The sequence below is a fragment of the Chryseobacterium sp. C3 genome (genome assembly GCF_014218905.1).
Taxonomy (GTDB): Bacteria; Bacteroidota; Bacteroidia; order Flavobacteriales; family Weeksellaceae; genus Chryseobacterium; species Chryseobacterium mucoviscidosis.
The window spans coordinates 50,788-68,550 of the sequence record NZ_JACLCU010000011.1; the positions used below are offsets into that span (position 1 = coordinate 50,788).

Consider the following 17,763-nt stretch of genomic DNA (forward strand, 5'->3'; position numbering starts at 1 on the left):
CGGTTACGTCAAAAGGTTTGTTTTTTCGTCCGGGAAAACAATTTTTGGCTGGAAAGTCTGTGCTTCTTCCGGAGTCATCTGTGCATAAGCAATGATAATAATGATATCATCTCTCTGTACTTTTCTCGCTGCAGGACCGTTAAGACAAACTTCTCCCGATTTTCTTTTTCCTTTGATCACGTAAGTGTCGAAACGCTCTCCGTTATTCACATTTACAATATAAACCCTTTCTCCTACTACCAAACCAGCCGCTTCAATAAGGTCTTCATCTATTGTAATACTTCCAATATAATTAAGGTCAGAAGCCGTAACTCTCACCCTGTGAATCTTAGACTTAAAAACTTCTATTAACATGGTGCAAATTTATTAATAATAATTTACAAAACCGCCTTTTATAATGAATTTAAAACTCACAGAATGCCAGTACTTTAATTTAATTAAACATAATTTTTAAAGATTTTATTTACAGAATTTACAAACATATCCTAAAAACGATCAATACTTATTACAAAATTCAGGATTTAATAAATGTAAAAAATAATATTACATTTTTAATAAAGTCAATATACATAAGCATTTGGCATGATTTTAGTAACGTGTAACGTAGATTTTTCGTAAAAAGCTGAATTATCATATTTTAACTATTTTCACGTAAAATCAAAAAATTTATTTATTTTTTTGCAAAAAAATTGCACATATAGAAAATAGTATTATATTTGCTATTAATACGAACTAACTTTAATATTAAAAATTATGAACAAGTCTGAATTAATCGACGCAATCGCAAAAGATGCCGGCATCACTAAAGTTGCAGCTAAAGCTGCTTTAGAATCATTTATTTCTAATGTAATGACTACGCTAAAGAAAAAAGACGGAAAAGTTTCTTTAGTAGGGTTTGGAACTTTCTCTGTAGCTGAAAGAGCAGCAAGACAGGGGATTAATCCTGCAACTAAAAAGCCAATTAACATCGAAGCTAAAACTGTTGCTAAATTCAAAGCGGGTGCAGATCTTTCTGCTGCTGTTGCTTCAGCAAACGCTCCTGCTCCAAGTAAAAAGAAAAAATAATCTTTGAAAGATTAAAGAAAAAATAAAACCTCATCTTACGATGAGGTTTTCTTATTGATATATCAGCTATTTAGGGAGCTAATCTTGCTATTTTCCAATCAATTCCATCTACTAATTTATATACAATCCTATCGTGAAGACGATTCGGTCTTCCCTGCCAGAATTCTATTTCGTAAGGTTTTGCAATATAACCGCCCCAGTTTTCAGGTCTTGGAACTTCTGCATTTTCATACTTTTCTTCAAGCTCTTTAAGCTTTTTTTCTAAAAATTCACGGTTCGGAATTTCGTGACTTTGCGGAGAAACCACTGCGCCTAACTGACTTCCTTTCGGTCTGGAATGAAAATATCCGTCACTCAGGTTTTCTGCGATGCGTTCCAGATCTGCTTTAATAATGATTTGCTTTTCAAGACTCGGCCAAAAGAAATGAAGACAGGCTTTATGGGTCTTTTCTATGGATTTTCCTTTTCTGCTGTCATAATTCGTATAAAAAATAAATCCTTCATGTGTATACGCTTTTAACAACACCATTCTTGTACGCGGACAGCCATCTTCTTCTACCGTGGAAATAGCCATTGCATTGGCTTCCGAGATGTTAGGATTTTCGCTGGCTTCCAGAAACCAGTCGCGAAACTGTTCGATAGGATTTTGTTTTATCTCACTTTCAATAAGTTGGGATTTCTCGTACACTTTTCTTTTGTCGTGCAGGTTTTCCATAAATATTTTTTATTAAATTTGAGTATGAATTACTCTTACAAAGGTAAAATATTAATTTCCACACCCGACATTTCCGGCGATATTTTTTCCAGATCTGTTGTTTTGATTATTGAACATAATGAGAACGGTGCATTTGGTTTAATATTAAATAAGAAAAACAGCCAGATGAGCAGTAAATTCAAAGATTTTTTTGATTTTAAGATTGAAGTTTATGATGGCGGTCCTGTAGAAAACGACAAAGTTTTCTTTATTGTAAAAGGAAAAAAAGTAACCGAAATTTATACAGAAATCACCCCCGAATTTTATCTTACGGAAGACATTGAAAACATCATCAGTGCTGTTCTGAACGGTGAACTGGACATCAATAACGTGAAAATATTTTCCGGCTATTCCGGATGGACAGCTTTGCAGCTTGATGGGGAAATCCAGAGAAAACTCTGGACGGTAGTAGATGTTTATAACCTTGATTATACTTTGCCCAATGATCAGACACTCTGGAAATCGATCATGCAGAATCTGGGTGGAGAATATCTTTTATGGGCAAATTCTCCTGAAGATATTTCCCTGAATTAGAAACATCCCATTATTAACATTCCGTTAATATTTAACAAACTTTAAGAAAGTGTTAACCAATTTTAAGCAAAGAATTTACGTTATTTGTTTAACTAAAATCTTTACGATATGAAAGGAACAAAACTATTTATTCTCTCCGTTTTTTCCACTGCATTTCTATCTTTCACTCCAATTCATAAAAAAGTCATCATTATTGACGCAGGACATGGCGGAGAAGACATGGGAGCGAACAGAAACGGAATTTATGAAAAGAATATTGTTCTGAACATCGGAAAAGAGATTCAAAAATTCAATGATATTCAGGATCAATACGAGGTTATTTTAACGAGAAGTAATGATACCTACAGCCAGCTATCAGACAGAACAGCTCTTATCAATACGCTGAATCCTGAAATGGTTATTTCACTTCACGTGAACAGCAGTCCGAAGCCTGAATCTACTGAACAGGGAGCCGAACTCTACACGCAGAATACCGACGGTTCAAAAAAGCTTGCTGACCGAATTTCAAAGAAATTCAACACGTTAAAAATTGAAGAGAAAAATCTTCATATTTTAAGAGAATCTAAGGCTCCGACCGTTTTAATGGAACTCGGATATATCAATAATACAAAAGACAGAGAATATTTGACCAGCGAGAAAGGTCAGAAAGAAATTGCTCAGAAATTTTCTGAAATTTTCAGAGAATACTAAATAAAGATACAAATTCTGATTCATTCAGAATAAAACCCGGTAAAGGACTTTCGGAACTTTGTTGTTTACCGGGTTTGTCAATTTTCATATTAAAAACTTTCTTTCCAGCTTTTAATCAGTTCAGAAAACTTGTGATTTCCGAAAGTTTTATTTCTTATTTTCCCCACAGAAAATATCCCTTTTTCATCTGAAATCAGTAAAATTTCTTCTGCTTTCTGAGATTCAAAAGCAATGATCTCATGTTCCTGTATATCTGCAAGATTGTTTTTATGCAAGAAGGTTACAAAATTCTCCATGAGCGGCGAAATGTAAGCTCCTTCCGTCTGTTTTGGAATTTTGATCACGTCGCCTTCCAAAAACAGAAGATTGCCGAAAGTTGTACGCGCGATCCTTTTATTCGGGTTTAAAAGGATAACATCATCAAGATCATTTTCCTGCGCATAAATCTCTCCGTAAATATTTTCCGGATTGTGGACTCTGATGCTGCTTAAAAGGTTGTTATTAACGTTTATTTCCTTAATTAAATCAAGCTCAAGATGTCTTTCCTGTAATGCTAAGACATCTTCGGTCTCTGTAATTTCATAAAAATAAGAAACTGAGGATTTGGAAAGAGTTAATCCGTCTGAATTTCTGAAAACCTGAAAATTAATAATGGCATTCTGAATGTTTTCTCCTTCAATAATTTCTTTCTGAAATAATGACTGAAAAAATTCCAGAGTGTAGGTTAACGGAATATTCAGTCTCATTTTTCTCATGGAAGCCATCAGGAAGAAATAGCATTCTTCATCCATGATTAATTTTCCGTTTCTGATGAAAAAAGAAACTTTAACGGCATCCCCCGAAAGAAAGGCTCTGTTTTTTACATTAATTTCGTCTGATGTAAAATATTGATTTTCCACTGTAATCTGATTTATTTACAAAAAAAATAATGAACGATAAATCGTTCATCAGTTTTATAATTCAGCTTGCCTACGTTTAGGCTGCTCCTAATTTAATTCTAAGATTTTCGATAAGATTTTCCCAGTACATTGCGTTTTCTTCCTCATCTCCTTCTTCACAGAAATCTGTAATATTAAGAGACAGGTCTTCTGTAATGTCGTCTATTGCGATCGTCATTTCAAAGAAGTTCTTGGTTCCTTCGTCTTCTTCCCATCGGAAACGTACGAAACCTTCAGGCTTATATCTTATTAAAGTAGCCTTCTCAGAAGGACCTCCACCCCAGCTGAAAAAGAAGTCATCCCCTTTCTCTGTCACATCATCTGCAAACCATTCAGACAATCCTTCCGCTGTTGCCAGATATTCATATAAAATCTCTGATAAACAATGCATTGGGAATTCGTAATGGACTTTATGTTTCGCCATATAATCTTTGTTTTAATCGTTCCGCAATATATAAATTAATTTTTTTATTACACAAAAATGTATTTATTTTTTTGCATAATCTTCATGATATTTGTCAGAGATTCTTAAATACGTGTTTAATTATTATTTTACCATAATCTTTTTGTTTTGTGGTATCAAAAAAAAGCTCTGAAAAAGAGCTTTTTTATTGGTTTTCATTTAATACGTCAAGGATAATTTTACATCCTTCTTCTATTTCTTCCTTTGAAATCGTAAGGGGTGGAGAGATTCTCAGATATTCATTTCTGTAAAGCTGCCAAAATACAATCAGTCCTTTTTCCATGCATCTTTTGGCAACGTCTAAAGTATATTCCGGTGATCCGAGATTTACAGCCAACATAAGCCCTTTTCCGTTAATATTTTTTATTTTGGGATGAACCAGAAGGTTTCTGTATAGTTTTTCTTTTTCTTCTACTTCATTCATCAGACCGCTTTCCAGAACTTCTTTCAAAGTTGCATAACTGGAAGCTGCGATAAGCGGATTTCCTCCAAAGGTCGTAATATGACCTAATTTCGGAGAATGAGACAGTGTTTCCATAATTTTGCGCGAACTCATAAAAGCACCAACAGGAACTCCTCCTCCCATTCCTTTTCCCATGACAAGAATATCCGGAACGATGCCGAAATGTTCAAAAGAGAAGAGTTTTCCGGTTCTCCCAAATCCCGGCTGAATTTCATCTAAAATTAATAATGCGCCGACTTCTTCACATCTCTTTTTTAATTTAATTAAATAATCGTCATTAGGAACTAAAAATCCTGCCGCTCCCTGAATGGTTTCTAAAATTACACAAGCTGTTTTCTCGGTAATTTTATCAAAATCTTTTTCATTGTTAAATTCAATGAAGGAAACCATTGGCAATAACGGACGAAATTCTCTCTTATGAAATTCGTTTCCTGATACACTTAGCGCACCGTGTGTATTTCCGTGGTAAGAGTTTTTAAAAGAAACAATCTCTTCTCTTCCGGTATATCTTTTTGCCAGTTTCAGACTTCCGTCTATGGCTTCTGCGCCGCTGTTTACGAGATAAGTAATTTCTAACGGATCAGGAGTAGCTTCCGCCAATAATTTACATAAAGCGATCGGTTTTTCCTGGGCATATTCTCCATAAACCATGACGTGAAGGTATTTTTCTGCCTGCTCTTTTATTGCATCTACCAATTTTGGATGAGAATGTCCTAAAGTATTGGCAGAAACTCCTGCTACAAAATCCAGATATCTTCTTCCGTCTTTACCATAAATATAACTTCCTTCCGCCTTCTCTACTTCAAAACCTGCGGCAAACTTTGTCGTCTGAGCCTGATATATAAAAAAATCCTTTTGCATTTCCATTTTCCGAAATTTTAGCAAAACTATAAAAGATTCGGCAAACTCCGAAATGAAACGGACAGAATAAAAAAATTGCCCGCAGAAAACTGCGGGCAATACCACCAAATCACAAAATATTAATATAGTTTCATATATTCTTAGGTAAATATATAGAAAAAAATGAATTGAAATACACATTCTTTAAAAAATATTTACATTTAATACCAACATAATAACTCAATTCAACATACAATGACAATTCATCAATTAACAAACTGAATAGCAGTAAGGTTTTCCGCTTCACAGATTTTTGAATAAAACACACCTGAAAATTCAAAAAAAATTTAAAAAATTATCGGGGATCCATTATTTTCAGGGCTATTTTGTAAAAATAAATCACCATCTCCTATTTAGAAAATGGTGAATATTTTATAATTAAAAAAAATTCTGTTAAAAAAATGCGAATTTATCGCCTTACACGTTTCGGCTTTTTTGCTTCTTCTTTGGCTTTTTCTTTTTCCACTGCTTCCTGTGCTTTATTATAAAGTGTATTGTCGGCTTCGTATTTTACTTCTTCATAATTAGGAGTATCCACAAGAATATCCTGCCATTTCAGAATCCTGTCTTTTGTATTCCAGTTAAAATCCGGAAATTTCCGCCTTTCGGGTTCTATCATACTCATAGGATAGGTATCTGATGCCGCTCCGATATTACAGGCAACAACATACAACATCTTTTCCTCAAAAACAGCATCAATAATACCGCAGGAAGTAAGAGAAATCCCGATTCTTTCCTTTTCCTTCGTCTGCTCGTTTTCATCATCGGAGTAGGTAATTGCCTGAGCATTTCCGATTACTTTTGCTTCTTTGATATTGTTATCTTCTCCGTAATAAACCGTCATGAGTTTACCTTTCACCTGATTGAATTCGTCTTTCATATTCAGAGAATCTACTTTGCTGATGGCAAAAGCATTTCCGAGAACTTTCAGAGAATCTATGTTTTCTTTTTGGGTATTGAAATAGGCTTCAACTTTATCTCCGGTTACCTGTTTTCCGTTGCTCCATAAAATCGGATTGGTATACATATGAAGAACTCCGTCTGTTTCATTAAAAGCAATAGAATCTGCTCTTCCCTGCGCATTGGATTTGTAGAATCGGCCTTTTCTGTATGCTCTAAGAAAACTTTTCTTCACCTTGATATCTTCAGGATCCGGTTTTTGAAAAGAAATAATTTTTTCTGCCGCAAAATACATCGAATCTTTTTCCAAAGCTTTTACTGCATACGGATTTTTGGTCATCATGGCAGAATCTTTCTTTTCGTAAATTTCTCCGTAACCGCCTTTTATGAATCTTCTTTCGTTCGGATCATCCAGCGTTACATTTCCTGTCGCTTTTCCGAATCCGGATAACTGGTTATAGTACATTTCGTCTCCGGTAAGGATTTTATCATTGTAATACACTCTGGAGTTTTTGTATAAAAAAGCTTCTTTCGTATTTGTATTGTAATTTCCTTTATCGGTAACGATTCTGTTTTTAGGATTTTTCTTGTTGACAATTGTCGTCGGTCCGTTGATGTTTACGATGTTTGTATTCTGGTTCTGAACTACATTATCTCCTTCCAGAATGTACTGAGCATCTTCTATTTTCACTCTTCCGGAAAGGTCGATCGTTCTGGTTGTCAGAAAATAGGTTGCTGTTTTGGAATACGTTGTACTTTTTCCGTCGTTAATTGTTCCTCCGGTGTTGTAATACGCCTGATTGGAAAGTCTGTCGTAATACATGGTTTCCGTTTTTATCACCGTTCCTTTCGGATCGGTAAGAACTACATTTTTTCGGGCAATTCCTTTTTGTGTATTTCCGTCGTACTCCATTTCATCGGCTGTAATTACCGAACCATCAGCGTTTTGCAGTTTTACGTTTCCGATAGCTTTGATGAAATTCTGTTCTTCATATACAATTACTAGATCTGCATTCAGCAAAGAACCCTGATGCGAAAACTGTACATTACCCACGAAATAATTATTCCCGTCGTATTTATCATCCTTTCTTAATTCATCGGAATGGATGTGCTTCACCTTTTCAGCAGGCGGAGCATTCTTTTGAGGAGTCGTATTGGTAAAATAAGGATCTTTTTGCAGAGGTTTCGGCTGGTTCTGTGCAAATAAAAGCGTTGAAACAGAGACTAGAACTAAAGCAAATAGTCTCATGAATTGATTAATCATTCTTTGTGCCATAAAAATACAGCGAATGGGAATCAATTTTTACGCCAAATGCCTGTTCAATTGCTTCTTTAATTCCTTGAATTCTCGGATCGCAAAACTCGATGATCTCTTCAATCTCCTTATCTGAATCTTTTTTGTACACGACTAAATGATCGTGCTGTTTATCAAAATAAGATTTTTCGTAAGAGGAAGAAGTGAGTGTTTTTTCTCCGAACTGATGCTTACGGATAAGTCCTGCATCAAGGAAAATTTCAATTGTATTGTAGATTGTAGCTTTGGAAACATGGTATTTTTTCTGCAACATTAAAAGGTACAGATCATCCACATTGAAGTGATGATCCATACCGTATATTTCTTCTAATATCGTATATCGTTCAGGTGTGTTTCTGAAACCTTTTTCCAATAAATAGTTTCTTAAAACATCCTTTATCAGTGCAATATTTTTTTCTTTTTGTATCGTATCCATCAAAAAATTTATCTACAAATTTATTGATTTTTATTTAAATACAAATTGTCCTGCTGTGTTAAAGAATTTAACCTTTGTGGCGGATAAATTCGCACTGCTCGATTTTGGATTTTCCAACGCAGTCTTCAGTCATAGGCGCAGATTCTACCACAACGTTGTGGGAAGTGATTCCCCATGCTTTAAAGTCGTCGCTTCCGATATATTTCACGAAATTGTAGATATTAAGAATGATTTTCTCTTTAACCGTAAGAAGTATATCGTTAATATAGGTATTGTCTATAATCACGTATTTCAGATCCGGCGGAATATTATGCGCTCTTAATGACGGATGGCTGCTTCTTGAAGGAATTGTTCCGTCTGCCATTAAATCTCTGAGAACCATATCGAAATAATCGTTAATTCTTCGGTCTATCTTAAATCCTAACATAAAGTTGATCTTATAAATCGTTCCCGGAAGAACTTCGTCTACCGCATATTTGAAAGTATACGGATCTTCCTGATTGGTAATGCTTAGAATAAAATAATGATCGGCTCTTTTCGGCTGCTTTTTGATGATTGAATAAATAATCTTCGACTCGATCTCATCATTTCTTTTTGCACGGCTTAAGTACGCTAAGTTAGTCGCATATTTAGGAATCGTTTCATCCAGCTTCATGTCTTTAATGATAGGAATATAGGTCTCAAGCTTAATAAATTTGATGAATTTTGTTTTAATAGATCTTCCGTTGTACCATGCATACATACAAACTCCGATAGATCCAGCCAATACGACTGTAATCCATCCTCCTTCCATGAATTTTATTACGTTTGCACTGAAGAAACCTAATTCGATTGCCATATAAACAAACGCAAAAACAAGGATTAAAACTTTGTTTACTCTTTGTTTCAACAGCCAGTATACCAAAAGTACGGTGGTCATCAACATGGTTACGGTAATGGATAAACCGTAAGCCGCTTCCATTTTTCCTGATTCTTTGAAGTGAAGAACCACCACAATACAGAACAGTAAAAGCCCCCAGTTAATTCTTGGGATGTACATTTGTCCTTTAACCCCGGAAGGATAATCAATTTTCTGGTTAGGCCATAAATTTAAGGACATTGCCTCTGAGAAAATGGTAAATGATCCTGTTATCAAAGCCTGACTGGCAATAATTGCAGCCGCTGTAGCCAAAATAACGCCCGGAACCACCATCCATTCTTCCATGATACCGAAGAAAGGGTTTACTACCGAAAAGCCGGGTTTACCGTAATTGGTTAAAAGCCACGCTCCCTGTCCTAAATAATTTAAGATCAGCATTACTTTTACAAATCCCCAGCTTACACGAATATTTTTGGCACCGCAGTGTCCTAAGTCGGAATAAAGCGCTTCCGCTCCTGTGGTACAAAGGAAAACCGCTCCTAAAATTACAATTGCGCTCGGAGAGTTGGCAATAAGCTTATACGCATAGTAAGGATTGAAAGATCTTAAAATTTCAAGATTTTCGCTTAAATGAGACAATCCTAAACCTCCCAAAACCAGGAACCAGATCACCATTACCGGTCCGAAGAACTTCCCGATAAAGCTCGTACCAAACTGCTGAACTACGAAAATAACAATCAGAATCGCGATCGTGATAGGAACAACCGGAGTATCCGGATTATAAATTTCAAGACCTTCGATCGCAGACATTACCGTAAGCGAAGGTGTGATTACTCCGTCTGCAATAAGCGCAGCCGCTCCTACAATAGCAATAAGATACAGCCAGCCTTTTTTAAGATTTTTTACGAGAGAGAAAAGTGCCAAAATTCCTCCTTCTCCTTTGTTGTCTGCTCTAAGAGCAATGATTACATATTTTATTGTTGTCTGAAGAGTAAGCGTCCAGATAATACAGGACAACGCCCCTTCGATGTACTCATTGAAAGGCATCGTACTTCCTTCCCCTCTAGCGTTAACAATCGCTTTCATTACATAAAGCGGTGAAGTACCGATATCTCCGAAAACAATTCCGAGAGACACTAAAATTCCAATGAAAGAAAGCTTTTTGATGTCAAAATGATGACCGCCTTCTGTAACTTCTGCCATACCAGCTAATTTAATTTTTAAACGCGCAAATTTAAGCCAAATTTACATCCCCATGAATTTTTCTTCATGAATATAATAAATGAAAAAACTTCCTTTCGGAAGTTTTTTTCTATAATCGTCTTATTACTTAACGTACATTGCTTTTTTGATCTCTTCTTTCACTTTTTCAAGTTTCGGGAACCACTCTGCAAATAAAGCTGCGGAGTAAGGAGCAGGAGCATCTGGAGTTGTAATTCTCTTAATTGGAGCATCCAGATAATCGAATGCTTTCTGCTGAACCATGTAAGTAATTTCAGATGCAACTGAACCAAATGGCCACGCTTCTTCTAAAACAACCAGTCTGTTTGTCTTTTTAACGGACGCCAAAACAGTATCGTAATCCAAAGGACGAACGGTTCTAAGATCAATAACTTCTACAGAAATATCTTCTTTAGCCAAATCTTCAGCAGCCTGAATAGCCAGCTTCATGATTTTTCCGAAAGAAACCAGCGTTACATCAGAACCTTCTCTTTTGATGTCTGCTTTTCCGATTGGTAAATAGTATTCTTCTTCAGGAATTTCCATTTTGTCTCCGTACATCTGCTCAGATTCCATGAAAATTACCGGGTCATTATCCTGAATAGCTGTTTTCAATAATCCTTTCGCATCGTAAGGGTTTGAAGGAACTACTACTTTTAATCCCGGACAGTTGGCATACCAGCTTTCGAAAGCCTGAGAGTGTGTTGCTCCCAACTGACCTGCAGAAGCTGTAGGACCACGGAAAACGATCGGGCAGTTCCACTGTCCTCCACTCATCTGGCGGATTTTTGCAGCGTTATTGATAATCTGATCAATCCCCACCAAAGAGAAATTGAAGGTCATAAATTCTACAATCGGTCTGTTACCATTCATTGCAGCTCCCACAGAAATCCCTGCGAAACCAAGCTCAGCAATTGGTGTATCGATTACTCTTTTAGCACCAAATTCATCCAGCATTCCTTTTGAAGCCTTATATGCACCATTATATTCTGCAACTTCCTCCCCCATTAAATAGATGGATTCGTCTTTACGCATTTCCTCGCTCATTGCCTGTGCAATTACCTCACGAAAAGTATATTCTGCCATATTTATTTGAAAAATTTAGAGTACAAAAGTAGTGTTTTTTTATTATTTACATAACAAAAACGACATTTCATTTAATGAAATGCCGCTTATTAATTTTTATTTGATCCCGATTAATTAGCTTTCTGCCAAGTCTGTGATCTTCCGATGAAAGATAAACCAACATATCCTCTTACATTCAGGTTATCACCGCTTCTTGTAATCGTACATTTGTAGGTTTTTCCTGTTTTAGGATCGGTAATGGTTCCTCCTGTAAATTCATCACCGTCTTTTTTAAGCCCTCTGATGATTTCCATTCCCAGAATAGGCTTGTTTTTTCTGTCGTCTTTACAAGCTGTACAGTTTGGATTAGCCGGCTTTATTAATAATTGTGAGATTTTGCCAAAGTACTGGTCTCCTTTTTTATAGATCTCAACAATAGATTTAGCCTGTTTTGTTTCATCGTCTATGGTTTTCCATTTCCCTTCAATCTGTGCAAAAGACATTACTCCGAATAATGAAAGCGCGAAGGTTAACAATAATTTTCTCATATTTCTTATAGTTTTAATTTCAATAAAATAATTTCGTTGTCTATTATTGCTAAAAATATAAATTTATTTTAAAACAACAAAAAAATTTATTATCCTACACATAGATTACAAGAGATATACCAAAAACTCTTCTGAAACAGTAATAAATTAATAGGTTTATAAATTAAAATCCCATTCAATTCATCCTGAATATCAAATGGTTATATTTTAGTTCATTTTTCTGTTTATCACCCGATCCATATAATCCTGATACCACGCTTTTGCGATTTGTTTTCCTTTTTGCGCTTCCGGATCAGATCTCAACTGCTCCATGAGATTTTTTTCCAATCCTAAATCAGACTTATCAAAGATCCCCACAATCTCTTTTCCATCAAAACGGTAGATGTAATTTCCGATGATAAACTGCTCCACTGTTCCGTCTGAATTGGCAATAATCGGCGAATACTGTCTGTCACTCACAAGACTTCTCCCCCAACTTCTGATTTTTTTATGGTAACCGATTAAATCTGCAAGCGTAGGATAAATATCAATCTGCTGTGCCAGTTCAGGATTTACACCTTTTAAATTGTACGCAGGATTTGGTGAATAAAAGATTAAAGGCACTGCGAAACGATTCATTGTTTTATCGTATTCGGGATAATAAATTTCGTTGGTATGATCTCCCGTAAAAACAAAGATGGTATTATTGAACCAGGGCTGTTTTTTAGCCGTTTCAAAATACTTTCTGATCGCATAATCCGTATATTGAATTGGTTCATGCATCTGAATTTTTCCTTTTTTAAATTTTCCGTTGTATTTCTCAGGGATTTTAAACGGATGATGTGAAGATGCCGTGAATACGGTTGCCATGAAAGGCTGTTTTTTTCCTGCATTTTTCGCAAAATACTGTAAAAAAGGTTCATCCCAGATTGCCCATATTCCGTCGAAATCTTTATCGTTATTGTATTCTGTCTTTCCAAAATAGTGTTTGAAGCCTAAGATGTTTCCAAAGCCCAAAAATCCCATGGAACCATTCGGAGCGCCGTGATAGAAAGAAGTATCGTATCCCATTTCGTTGCAGACAGAAACAATGGACTGGATTTTCTGATTGGAATAGGGCGAACTTGTAAAAGCGTCCGTTAAACTCGGAATTCCGGCAAGAACGGAACTCATCCCGTGAATCGACTGTCTTCCGTTGGCAAAAGTGTTCGGAAAAATAAGACTCTGTCCCGCCAAACTGTCGATAAACGGAGTGTAAGAAACGTAATCTTTGATGTCTTTATCTTTATTGAATGCTCCTGAATACTCTCTTCCGAAGGATTCTACAATAAAAATAACAATATTTGGTTTTTCTGCAACTTCTCTGTTATATTCTTTATAAGGATGGATATTCTGATCGATAAATTTTTCATCTACAAAATGAACTTCCTTAAAATTATTCGTATTTAAAGTTCGGAAAAAGGAAAACGTACTGTTCAAAACGACATTTCCCTGTGCCGGAATTTTTACGAAACGATTGGCGTCTACCAGATTGATCGGTCTTGTGCTGTGTTTAAAGTCTCCACGGATCCCGCCAACAGCCAAAACAGCCGTTATGCAAAGCGTTAACAAAGACCAAACAAAATACGGAACCAGTTTTTCTGGTTTGTTTTCCTGAATCTTTACTTTTTTATAAAGAAAAATCCAAAGGATCATTAAACCAACAAATCCGATCAAAACAAAAGGATTCTGAGCAACGGAAGTCGTAAAGACCTTAAAAATATTGCTTTCGTGCTGTGCAACCTGTAATGCCGCAGAAGTAAGCCTCATCTGCGAAAATCTGAAATACACCATATCTCCGAAATTCATTGCATAAGCAATTCCGTTGGTGATAAAATACAGCCAGAAAAGAAATGTCTGATAACTTTTTTTAGTATTGATGATGACCGGAATGATGCTCAGAAGAATAAAAAGGGCATTTACATATAAAATCGCCGTTGTATCGAACGCAATCCCATGAAAAGACAGACTGAAATAATCTGAAACAGAATCGATCTTTATTAAGTCTTTATTAAAGTACCAGAATAAAAATCTTGCGATCTGATAGAAAAAATAGGCTAAAAAAATTCTGTACAAAAGCACCAGAACTTCCTGTTTTCTAAATTCTTTAAACAATTTCATGCTGCAAATTTACATTAAATTCGAATTAATTTAATAATATCTCCCTGTAACGGCTTAGCAATCTTCTATAATTGATGCACCGTTTAATTAACGCTTTGTTACTTTAATTTATTAATTTTGTGCCTATGAATTTTATTAAAAATAATCTTGCCAACGCGATAACGTTAGGAAACCTGCTTTCCGGATGTATCGGCGCCATTCATCTAATTTCAGGAGATTATCAGACGACTGCGGTTTGCATCGTCCTTTCTCTGATTCTGGATTTCTTTGATGGTTTTACGGCAAGAGCTTTAAAGGCAAATTCCAATCTTGGAACCCAACTGGATTCTTTGGCAGATATGGTGAGCTTCGGACTGGTTCCGGGACTGACGATGTTTAAAATGCTTGAACCCTTTGGAACGGATCTTTTTGGGATGACCTTACCGTTTGAGATTCAATATTTCGGGTTGCTGATTACATTATTTTCATGTTTAAGACTTGCCATTTTTAATCTGGATGAAGATCAGAAATATTATTTTAAAGGATTGAATACGCCGAGTAATACGATTCTGATTTTTGGACTGTTTTACGCTTTCAAAGAAAATCAGAGCTTTGAATTTCTCCTGAATAATGAATTTGCGTTAATTATTTTAACCGTAATTTCTTCCTGGCTTTTGATCTCGCCGATAAAAATGATCGCGATGAAATTCAAATCGATGAAACTGCAGGATAATTATCCGAAAATAGCTTTACTTGTCGGTTCTGTTATTATTTTAGCTATCTTTAAAACTATCGGAATCCCGATGGTAATTCTTTATTATATTCTAATATCTATTATATTTCAAAAACAACTAAAATAAATTTATGTGTTGAATAATGGACGTTTAAATCCATTTTCAAATTACCACTTCTCGAATTTTCAAATTATAAAAATGAATTTAAAACTACATAAACCGCTTTGCATTTTTGATCTGGAAACTACAGGAACCAACATCGGGAAAGACCGTATTGTTGAAATCTGTATTTTAAAAGTAAATCCTGATGCTTCGAGAGAAAGCAAAACATGGAGGGTAAATCCTGAAATGCCGATCCCGAAAGAATGCAGCGAAATCCACGGTATTTATGATGAAGACGTAAAAGATGCGCCAACCTTTAAAGAAATTGCTCCGAAAGTAATGGAAATGATTACGGGTGCGGATCTGGGAGGTTTCAATTCCAACAGATTCGATGTTCCATTGTTAGCGGAAGAGCTGCTTCGTGCCGAGTTTGATTTTGATTTGAATAAATTCAAACTGGTTGATGCACAGACCATTTTCTTTAAAAAAGAACCCCGAAATTTAGGTGCTGCCTATCAGTTTTATTGCGGAAAAACACTGGAAAACGCCCATTCTGCGGAAGCCGATGTTATGGCAACTTTTGAAGTGCTTGATGCGCAGGTCGGAAAATATGATGATGTACCAAACGAAATCGCAGAATTAAGCAATTTTTCGTCTCAGAATAAATTCGCAGATCTTGCCGGAATGATTCATTTCAACGAAAACGGACAGGAAATTTTTGCTTTCGGAAAATATAAGGGACAAACGGTAAAGTCTGTTTTCCAGAAAGATCTGGGCTATTACGGATGGCTTCAAAACGCTGATTTTCCATTGTACACCAAAAAGGTTTTCACGAAAATCCAATTATCAAGTAAGTTTTAAATGATGAGTAAGCTGGTTAAAAAGATGCTTTAATGAGCGACTAATAATGGCTGTTCTATTCCTAAAGAAGTAATTTTGGAAGATAAAAACGGAACTCGAACAAATCAGATTAATACAGCAACTGGAAGAGGAAGACAAGCAAACCATTTTCCGGCTCGTGGAAAAAATGCTTACCAATAAAAAGTTTAAAGATTTTTTGCCAAAAACGCAGCTACGCTATAAAACACAAAACCCACCGCAAAGCGGTGGGTTCTTTATTGTTGCTCACGGATTACAAATCCGAGAGAATGGGTCTATCGGGTTTCTAACTTTCCATTAAGTATGGTATAATAAAAATATTTTCCCTTAATTCTTTTGATTATGTAATAATCATTACGTTGATATTGAATCATACTGTCATCCATTTTTTCTCCATTTAACTTATATTGAATATAAAGAAGCTCATTTTTAAATTTCCCTTCTTTTTCTTCATATACTTTCCTTTTCAAAGGTGTATCATAAGAATTCCTTTTTTCGTCATAATATGTAAATTCTATAACTTGCGTCTTATCGATTTGGAGTATACTAACCGTAGGGGAAGGAATATAAGTATCATATTTCTTCCAATTGAAGATAATAAAATCTGTACTTCTTTCTGGTAATGAAGCCAATAAAGCATTAGTGCCATCTATAAAATTGTCAAAGATTTTGGATTCATCTTTACAATCATTAAGCATCAAATTTACAGTCTCTTTAATCTCACCATTCTTTATAATCTTATCAATTTCAGACTCTTTAACACAATTTTCATATGCATTCTTCTTTTTATCTTCGAAAAAGTTTTTTATTTGTTGGTTTTGAGCATAACAAGACTGTAAACAGAATAGAGTTAGAAAACCTGTAAAATAGCTATTTCTTTTTTGTATGTTTAACATTGTCATAATAATTATATCTTCCTCTAAGTGTTTGATTTGGTGCACACATTAATAAAGAATTTATTGAACTTGCTCTATCTGCTGTTTCTGCTTCCTGTGTTCTCCAATTATACAAACTTCCATATGAATTATAATATAAACTGTTACCTACTGAATCAATTAGGACTGTTTTACCTTGTAATCCGTCTGGATTATTACTATTTTTTCCATAAGAAATTCTAAGGGATAATCCATTTTCAGCACGAATTCTATTTTCCCAATGAGAAGCAAAAATTTCTCCTCGACTCACCCCGAACCAACTTCCATTTAATAAATAAGTACTTTCGTCTCTTTTATGTCCTAGTTCATGTCCAAGACTTACAAAGAATGGAGAATTTACAAGACCATTAGTTGTAGGAGTTTTAGCGCTTGCCTTCGGATCTATTTTAATAGGGTCTGATAAGTTTATACCTGCATCTCCAGCATTTCCCTTATCATACACAATACTAGCATCATGTTTATCATTATCAAAATAAGAAACCAAATCTTTCCCTGCATCCCCGCCATTTTCCAAAGCTTGAAGCCCTGCTACAATACCTATAACATTATCAGATAATTTTACATTCTTATCTATTGCAACCCACTTTCCATCTACTTGATGCTGGGTTTGTCCGTTAGAATATCGATATTGATTATCCCCATCTGTAATACTAATCCACATTCCATCCGGATCAATAAATCTAATTGGATTATTAATAGCATAATTATACGGACTGTGTCTTCTATGTTTCTCCTCCAACGGATCTACGACTCCCCACAGTCCTATATCTGCCATATAAAACCTTGCACCATAATCATACATGCCCGTCTCCTGCAATTCTTTACCGTTGTACTTGTAATTTTTATACGAACTTGATCCAAAGAA

Annotated in this window: 18 protein-coding genes; 5 read left to right on the forward strand and 13 right to left on the reverse strand. The window is 35.4% G+C overall.

Annotated features, from left to right (window positions below; all coding sequences use genetic code 11):
* Positions 1–3: 3 nt before the first annotated feature.
* Positions 4–354, reverse strand: coding sequence for an aspartate 1-decarboxylase (panD, locus tag H6W53_RS19915; protein ID WP_055984500.1), 351 nt, complete (start codon positions 352–354; stop codon positions 4–6).
* Between the two features lie 399 nt (positions 355–753).
* Between panD and H6W53_RS19920 the strand changes: the two genes are divergently transcribed.
* The gene (locus H6W53_RS19920; protein WP_087705953.1) at positions 754–1,065 is read left to right on the forward strand and encodes an HU family DNA-binding protein; all 312 of its coding nucleotides are present in this window, start codon (positions 754–756) and stop codon (positions 1,063–1,065) included.
* A gap of 70 nt (positions 1,066–1,135) precedes the next feature.
* Here H6W53_RS19920 and pdxH read toward each other — a convergent pair whose 3' ends face one another.
* Positions 1,136–1,780, reverse strand: coding sequence for a pyridoxamine 5'-phosphate oxidase (gene pdxH / locus H6W53_RS19925; RefSeq protein WP_116096849.1), 645 nt, complete (start codon positions 1,778–1,780; stop codon positions 1,136–1,138).
* Positions 1,781–1,804: 24 nt separating this feature from the next.
* On the opposite strand from pdxH, the gene H6W53_RS19930 reads away from it, so the two are divergent.
* Positions 1,805–2,353 carry a YqgE/AlgH family protein gene (locus tag H6W53_RS19930; protein WP_087705957.1) on the forward strand — a complete coding sequence of 183 codons (549 nt, stop codon included), beginning with the start codon at positions 1,805–1,807 and terminating at the stop codon, positions 2,351–2,353.
* Positions 2,354–2,461: 108 nt separating this feature from the next.
* Entirely contained in the window at positions 2,462–3,043 is a 582-nt protein-coding gene (locus H6W53_RS19935; RefSeq protein ID WP_185209228.1) for an N-acetylmuramoyl-L-alanine amidase, read from the forward strand.
* A gap of 89 nt (positions 3,044–3,132) precedes the next feature.
* On the opposite strand, the gene H6W53_RS19940 is transcribed toward H6W53_RS19935, so the two are convergent.
* The 9 genes from H6W53_RS19940 to H6W53_RS19980 all read right to left on the reverse strand — a co-directional run bounded on the left by H6W53_RS19940 (position 3,133) and on the right by H6W53_RS19980 (position 14,269).
* Positions 3,133–3,942: an aminotransferase class IV gene (locus H6W53_RS19940; protein WP_185209230.1), complete on the reverse strand. Its 810-nt coding sequence runs from the start codon at positions 3,940–3,942 to the stop codon at positions 3,133–3,135.
* Between the two features lie 76 nt (positions 3,943–4,018).
* The gene (locus tag H6W53_RS19945) at positions 4,019–4,405 is read right to left on the reverse strand and encodes an START-like domain-containing protein (protein WP_087705963.1); all 387 of its coding nucleotides are present in this window, start codon (positions 4,403–4,405) and stop codon (positions 4,019–4,021) included.
* A gap of 184 nt (positions 4,406–4,589) precedes the next feature.
* Entirely contained in the window at positions 4,590–5,768 is a 1,179-nt protein-coding gene (locus H6W53_RS19950) for an aspartate aminotransferase family protein (RefSeq protein WP_185209250.1), read from the reverse strand.
* A 448-nt stretch (positions 5,769–6,216) separates the two neighbouring features.
* Positions 6,217–7,956: an OstA-like protein gene (locus H6W53_RS19955; RefSeq protein ID WP_185209251.1), complete on the reverse strand. Its 1,740-nt coding sequence runs from the start codon at positions 7,954–7,956 to the stop codon at positions 6,217–6,219.
* Positions 7,957–7,963: 7 nt separating this feature from the next.
* Positions 7,964–8,437 carry a Fur family transcriptional regulator gene (locus tag H6W53_RS19960; RefSeq protein WP_076396095.1) on the reverse strand — a complete coding sequence of 158 codons (474 nt, stop codon included), beginning with the start codon at positions 8,435–8,437 and terminating at the stop codon, positions 7,964–7,966.
* Between the two features lie 67 nt (positions 8,438–8,504).
* Positions 8,505–10,499 (reverse strand): KUP/HAK/KT family potassium transporter, encoded by a 1,995-nt coding sequence (locus tag H6W53_RS19965; RefSeq protein WP_185209232.1) that lies wholly within the window; start codon positions 10,497–10,499, stop codon positions 8,505–8,507.
* A gap of 123 nt (positions 10,500–10,622) precedes the next feature.
* Entirely contained in the window at positions 10,623–11,603 is a 981-nt protein-coding gene (locus H6W53_RS19970; RefSeq protein WP_185209234.1) for a pyruvate dehydrogenase complex E1 component subunit beta, read from the reverse strand.
* Positions 11,604–11,713: 110 nt separating this feature from the next.
* A complete protein-coding gene (locus tag H6W53_RS19975) occupies positions 11,714–12,130 on the reverse strand; it encodes a DUF2147 domain-containing protein (protein WP_087705966.1) in 417 nt (138 codons plus the stop codon).
* A gap of 207 nt (positions 12,131–12,337) precedes the next feature.
* On the reverse strand, positions 12,338–14,269 hold the full coding sequence (locus H6W53_RS19980) for an LTA synthase family protein (protein WP_185209236.1): 1,932 nt from the start codon (positions 14,267–14,269) through the stop codon (positions 12,338–12,340).
* A gap of 125 nt (positions 14,270–14,394) precedes the next feature.
* Here H6W53_RS19980 and H6W53_RS19985 point away from each other — a divergent pair, with 125 nt between their 5' ends.
* Both H6W53_RS19985 and H6W53_RS19990 read left to right on the forward strand, forming a co-directional pair.
* A complete protein-coding gene (locus tag H6W53_RS19985; protein ID WP_185209238.1) occupies positions 14,395–15,108 on the forward strand; it encodes a CDP-alcohol phosphatidyltransferase family protein in 714 nt (237 codons plus the stop codon).
* A gap of 72 nt (positions 15,109–15,180) precedes the next feature.
* Complete coding sequence (locus H6W53_RS19990) at positions 15,181–15,945, forward strand: 3'-5' exonuclease (RefSeq protein ID WP_185209240.1); 765 nt, start codon at positions 15,181–15,183, stop codon at positions 15,943–15,945.
* A 293-nt stretch (positions 15,946–16,238) separates the two neighbouring features.
* Here H6W53_RS19990 and H6W53_RS19995 read toward each other — a convergent pair whose 3' ends face one another.
* Both H6W53_RS19995 and H6W53_RS21595 read right to left on the reverse strand, forming a co-directional pair.
* Positions 16,239–16,859: a hypothetical protein gene (locus H6W53_RS19995; RefSeq protein ID WP_185209242.1), complete on the reverse strand. Its 621-nt coding sequence runs from the start codon at positions 16,857–16,859 to the stop codon at positions 16,239–16,241.
* Positions 16,834–17,763, reverse strand: a 930-nt coding sequence (locus H6W53_RS21595; RefSeq protein ID WP_317169761.1) for an RHS repeat-associated core domain-containing protein, incomplete at its 5' end; no start/stop codon positions are given. The genes H6W53_RS21595 and H6W53_RS19995, both read right to left, overlap by 26 nt.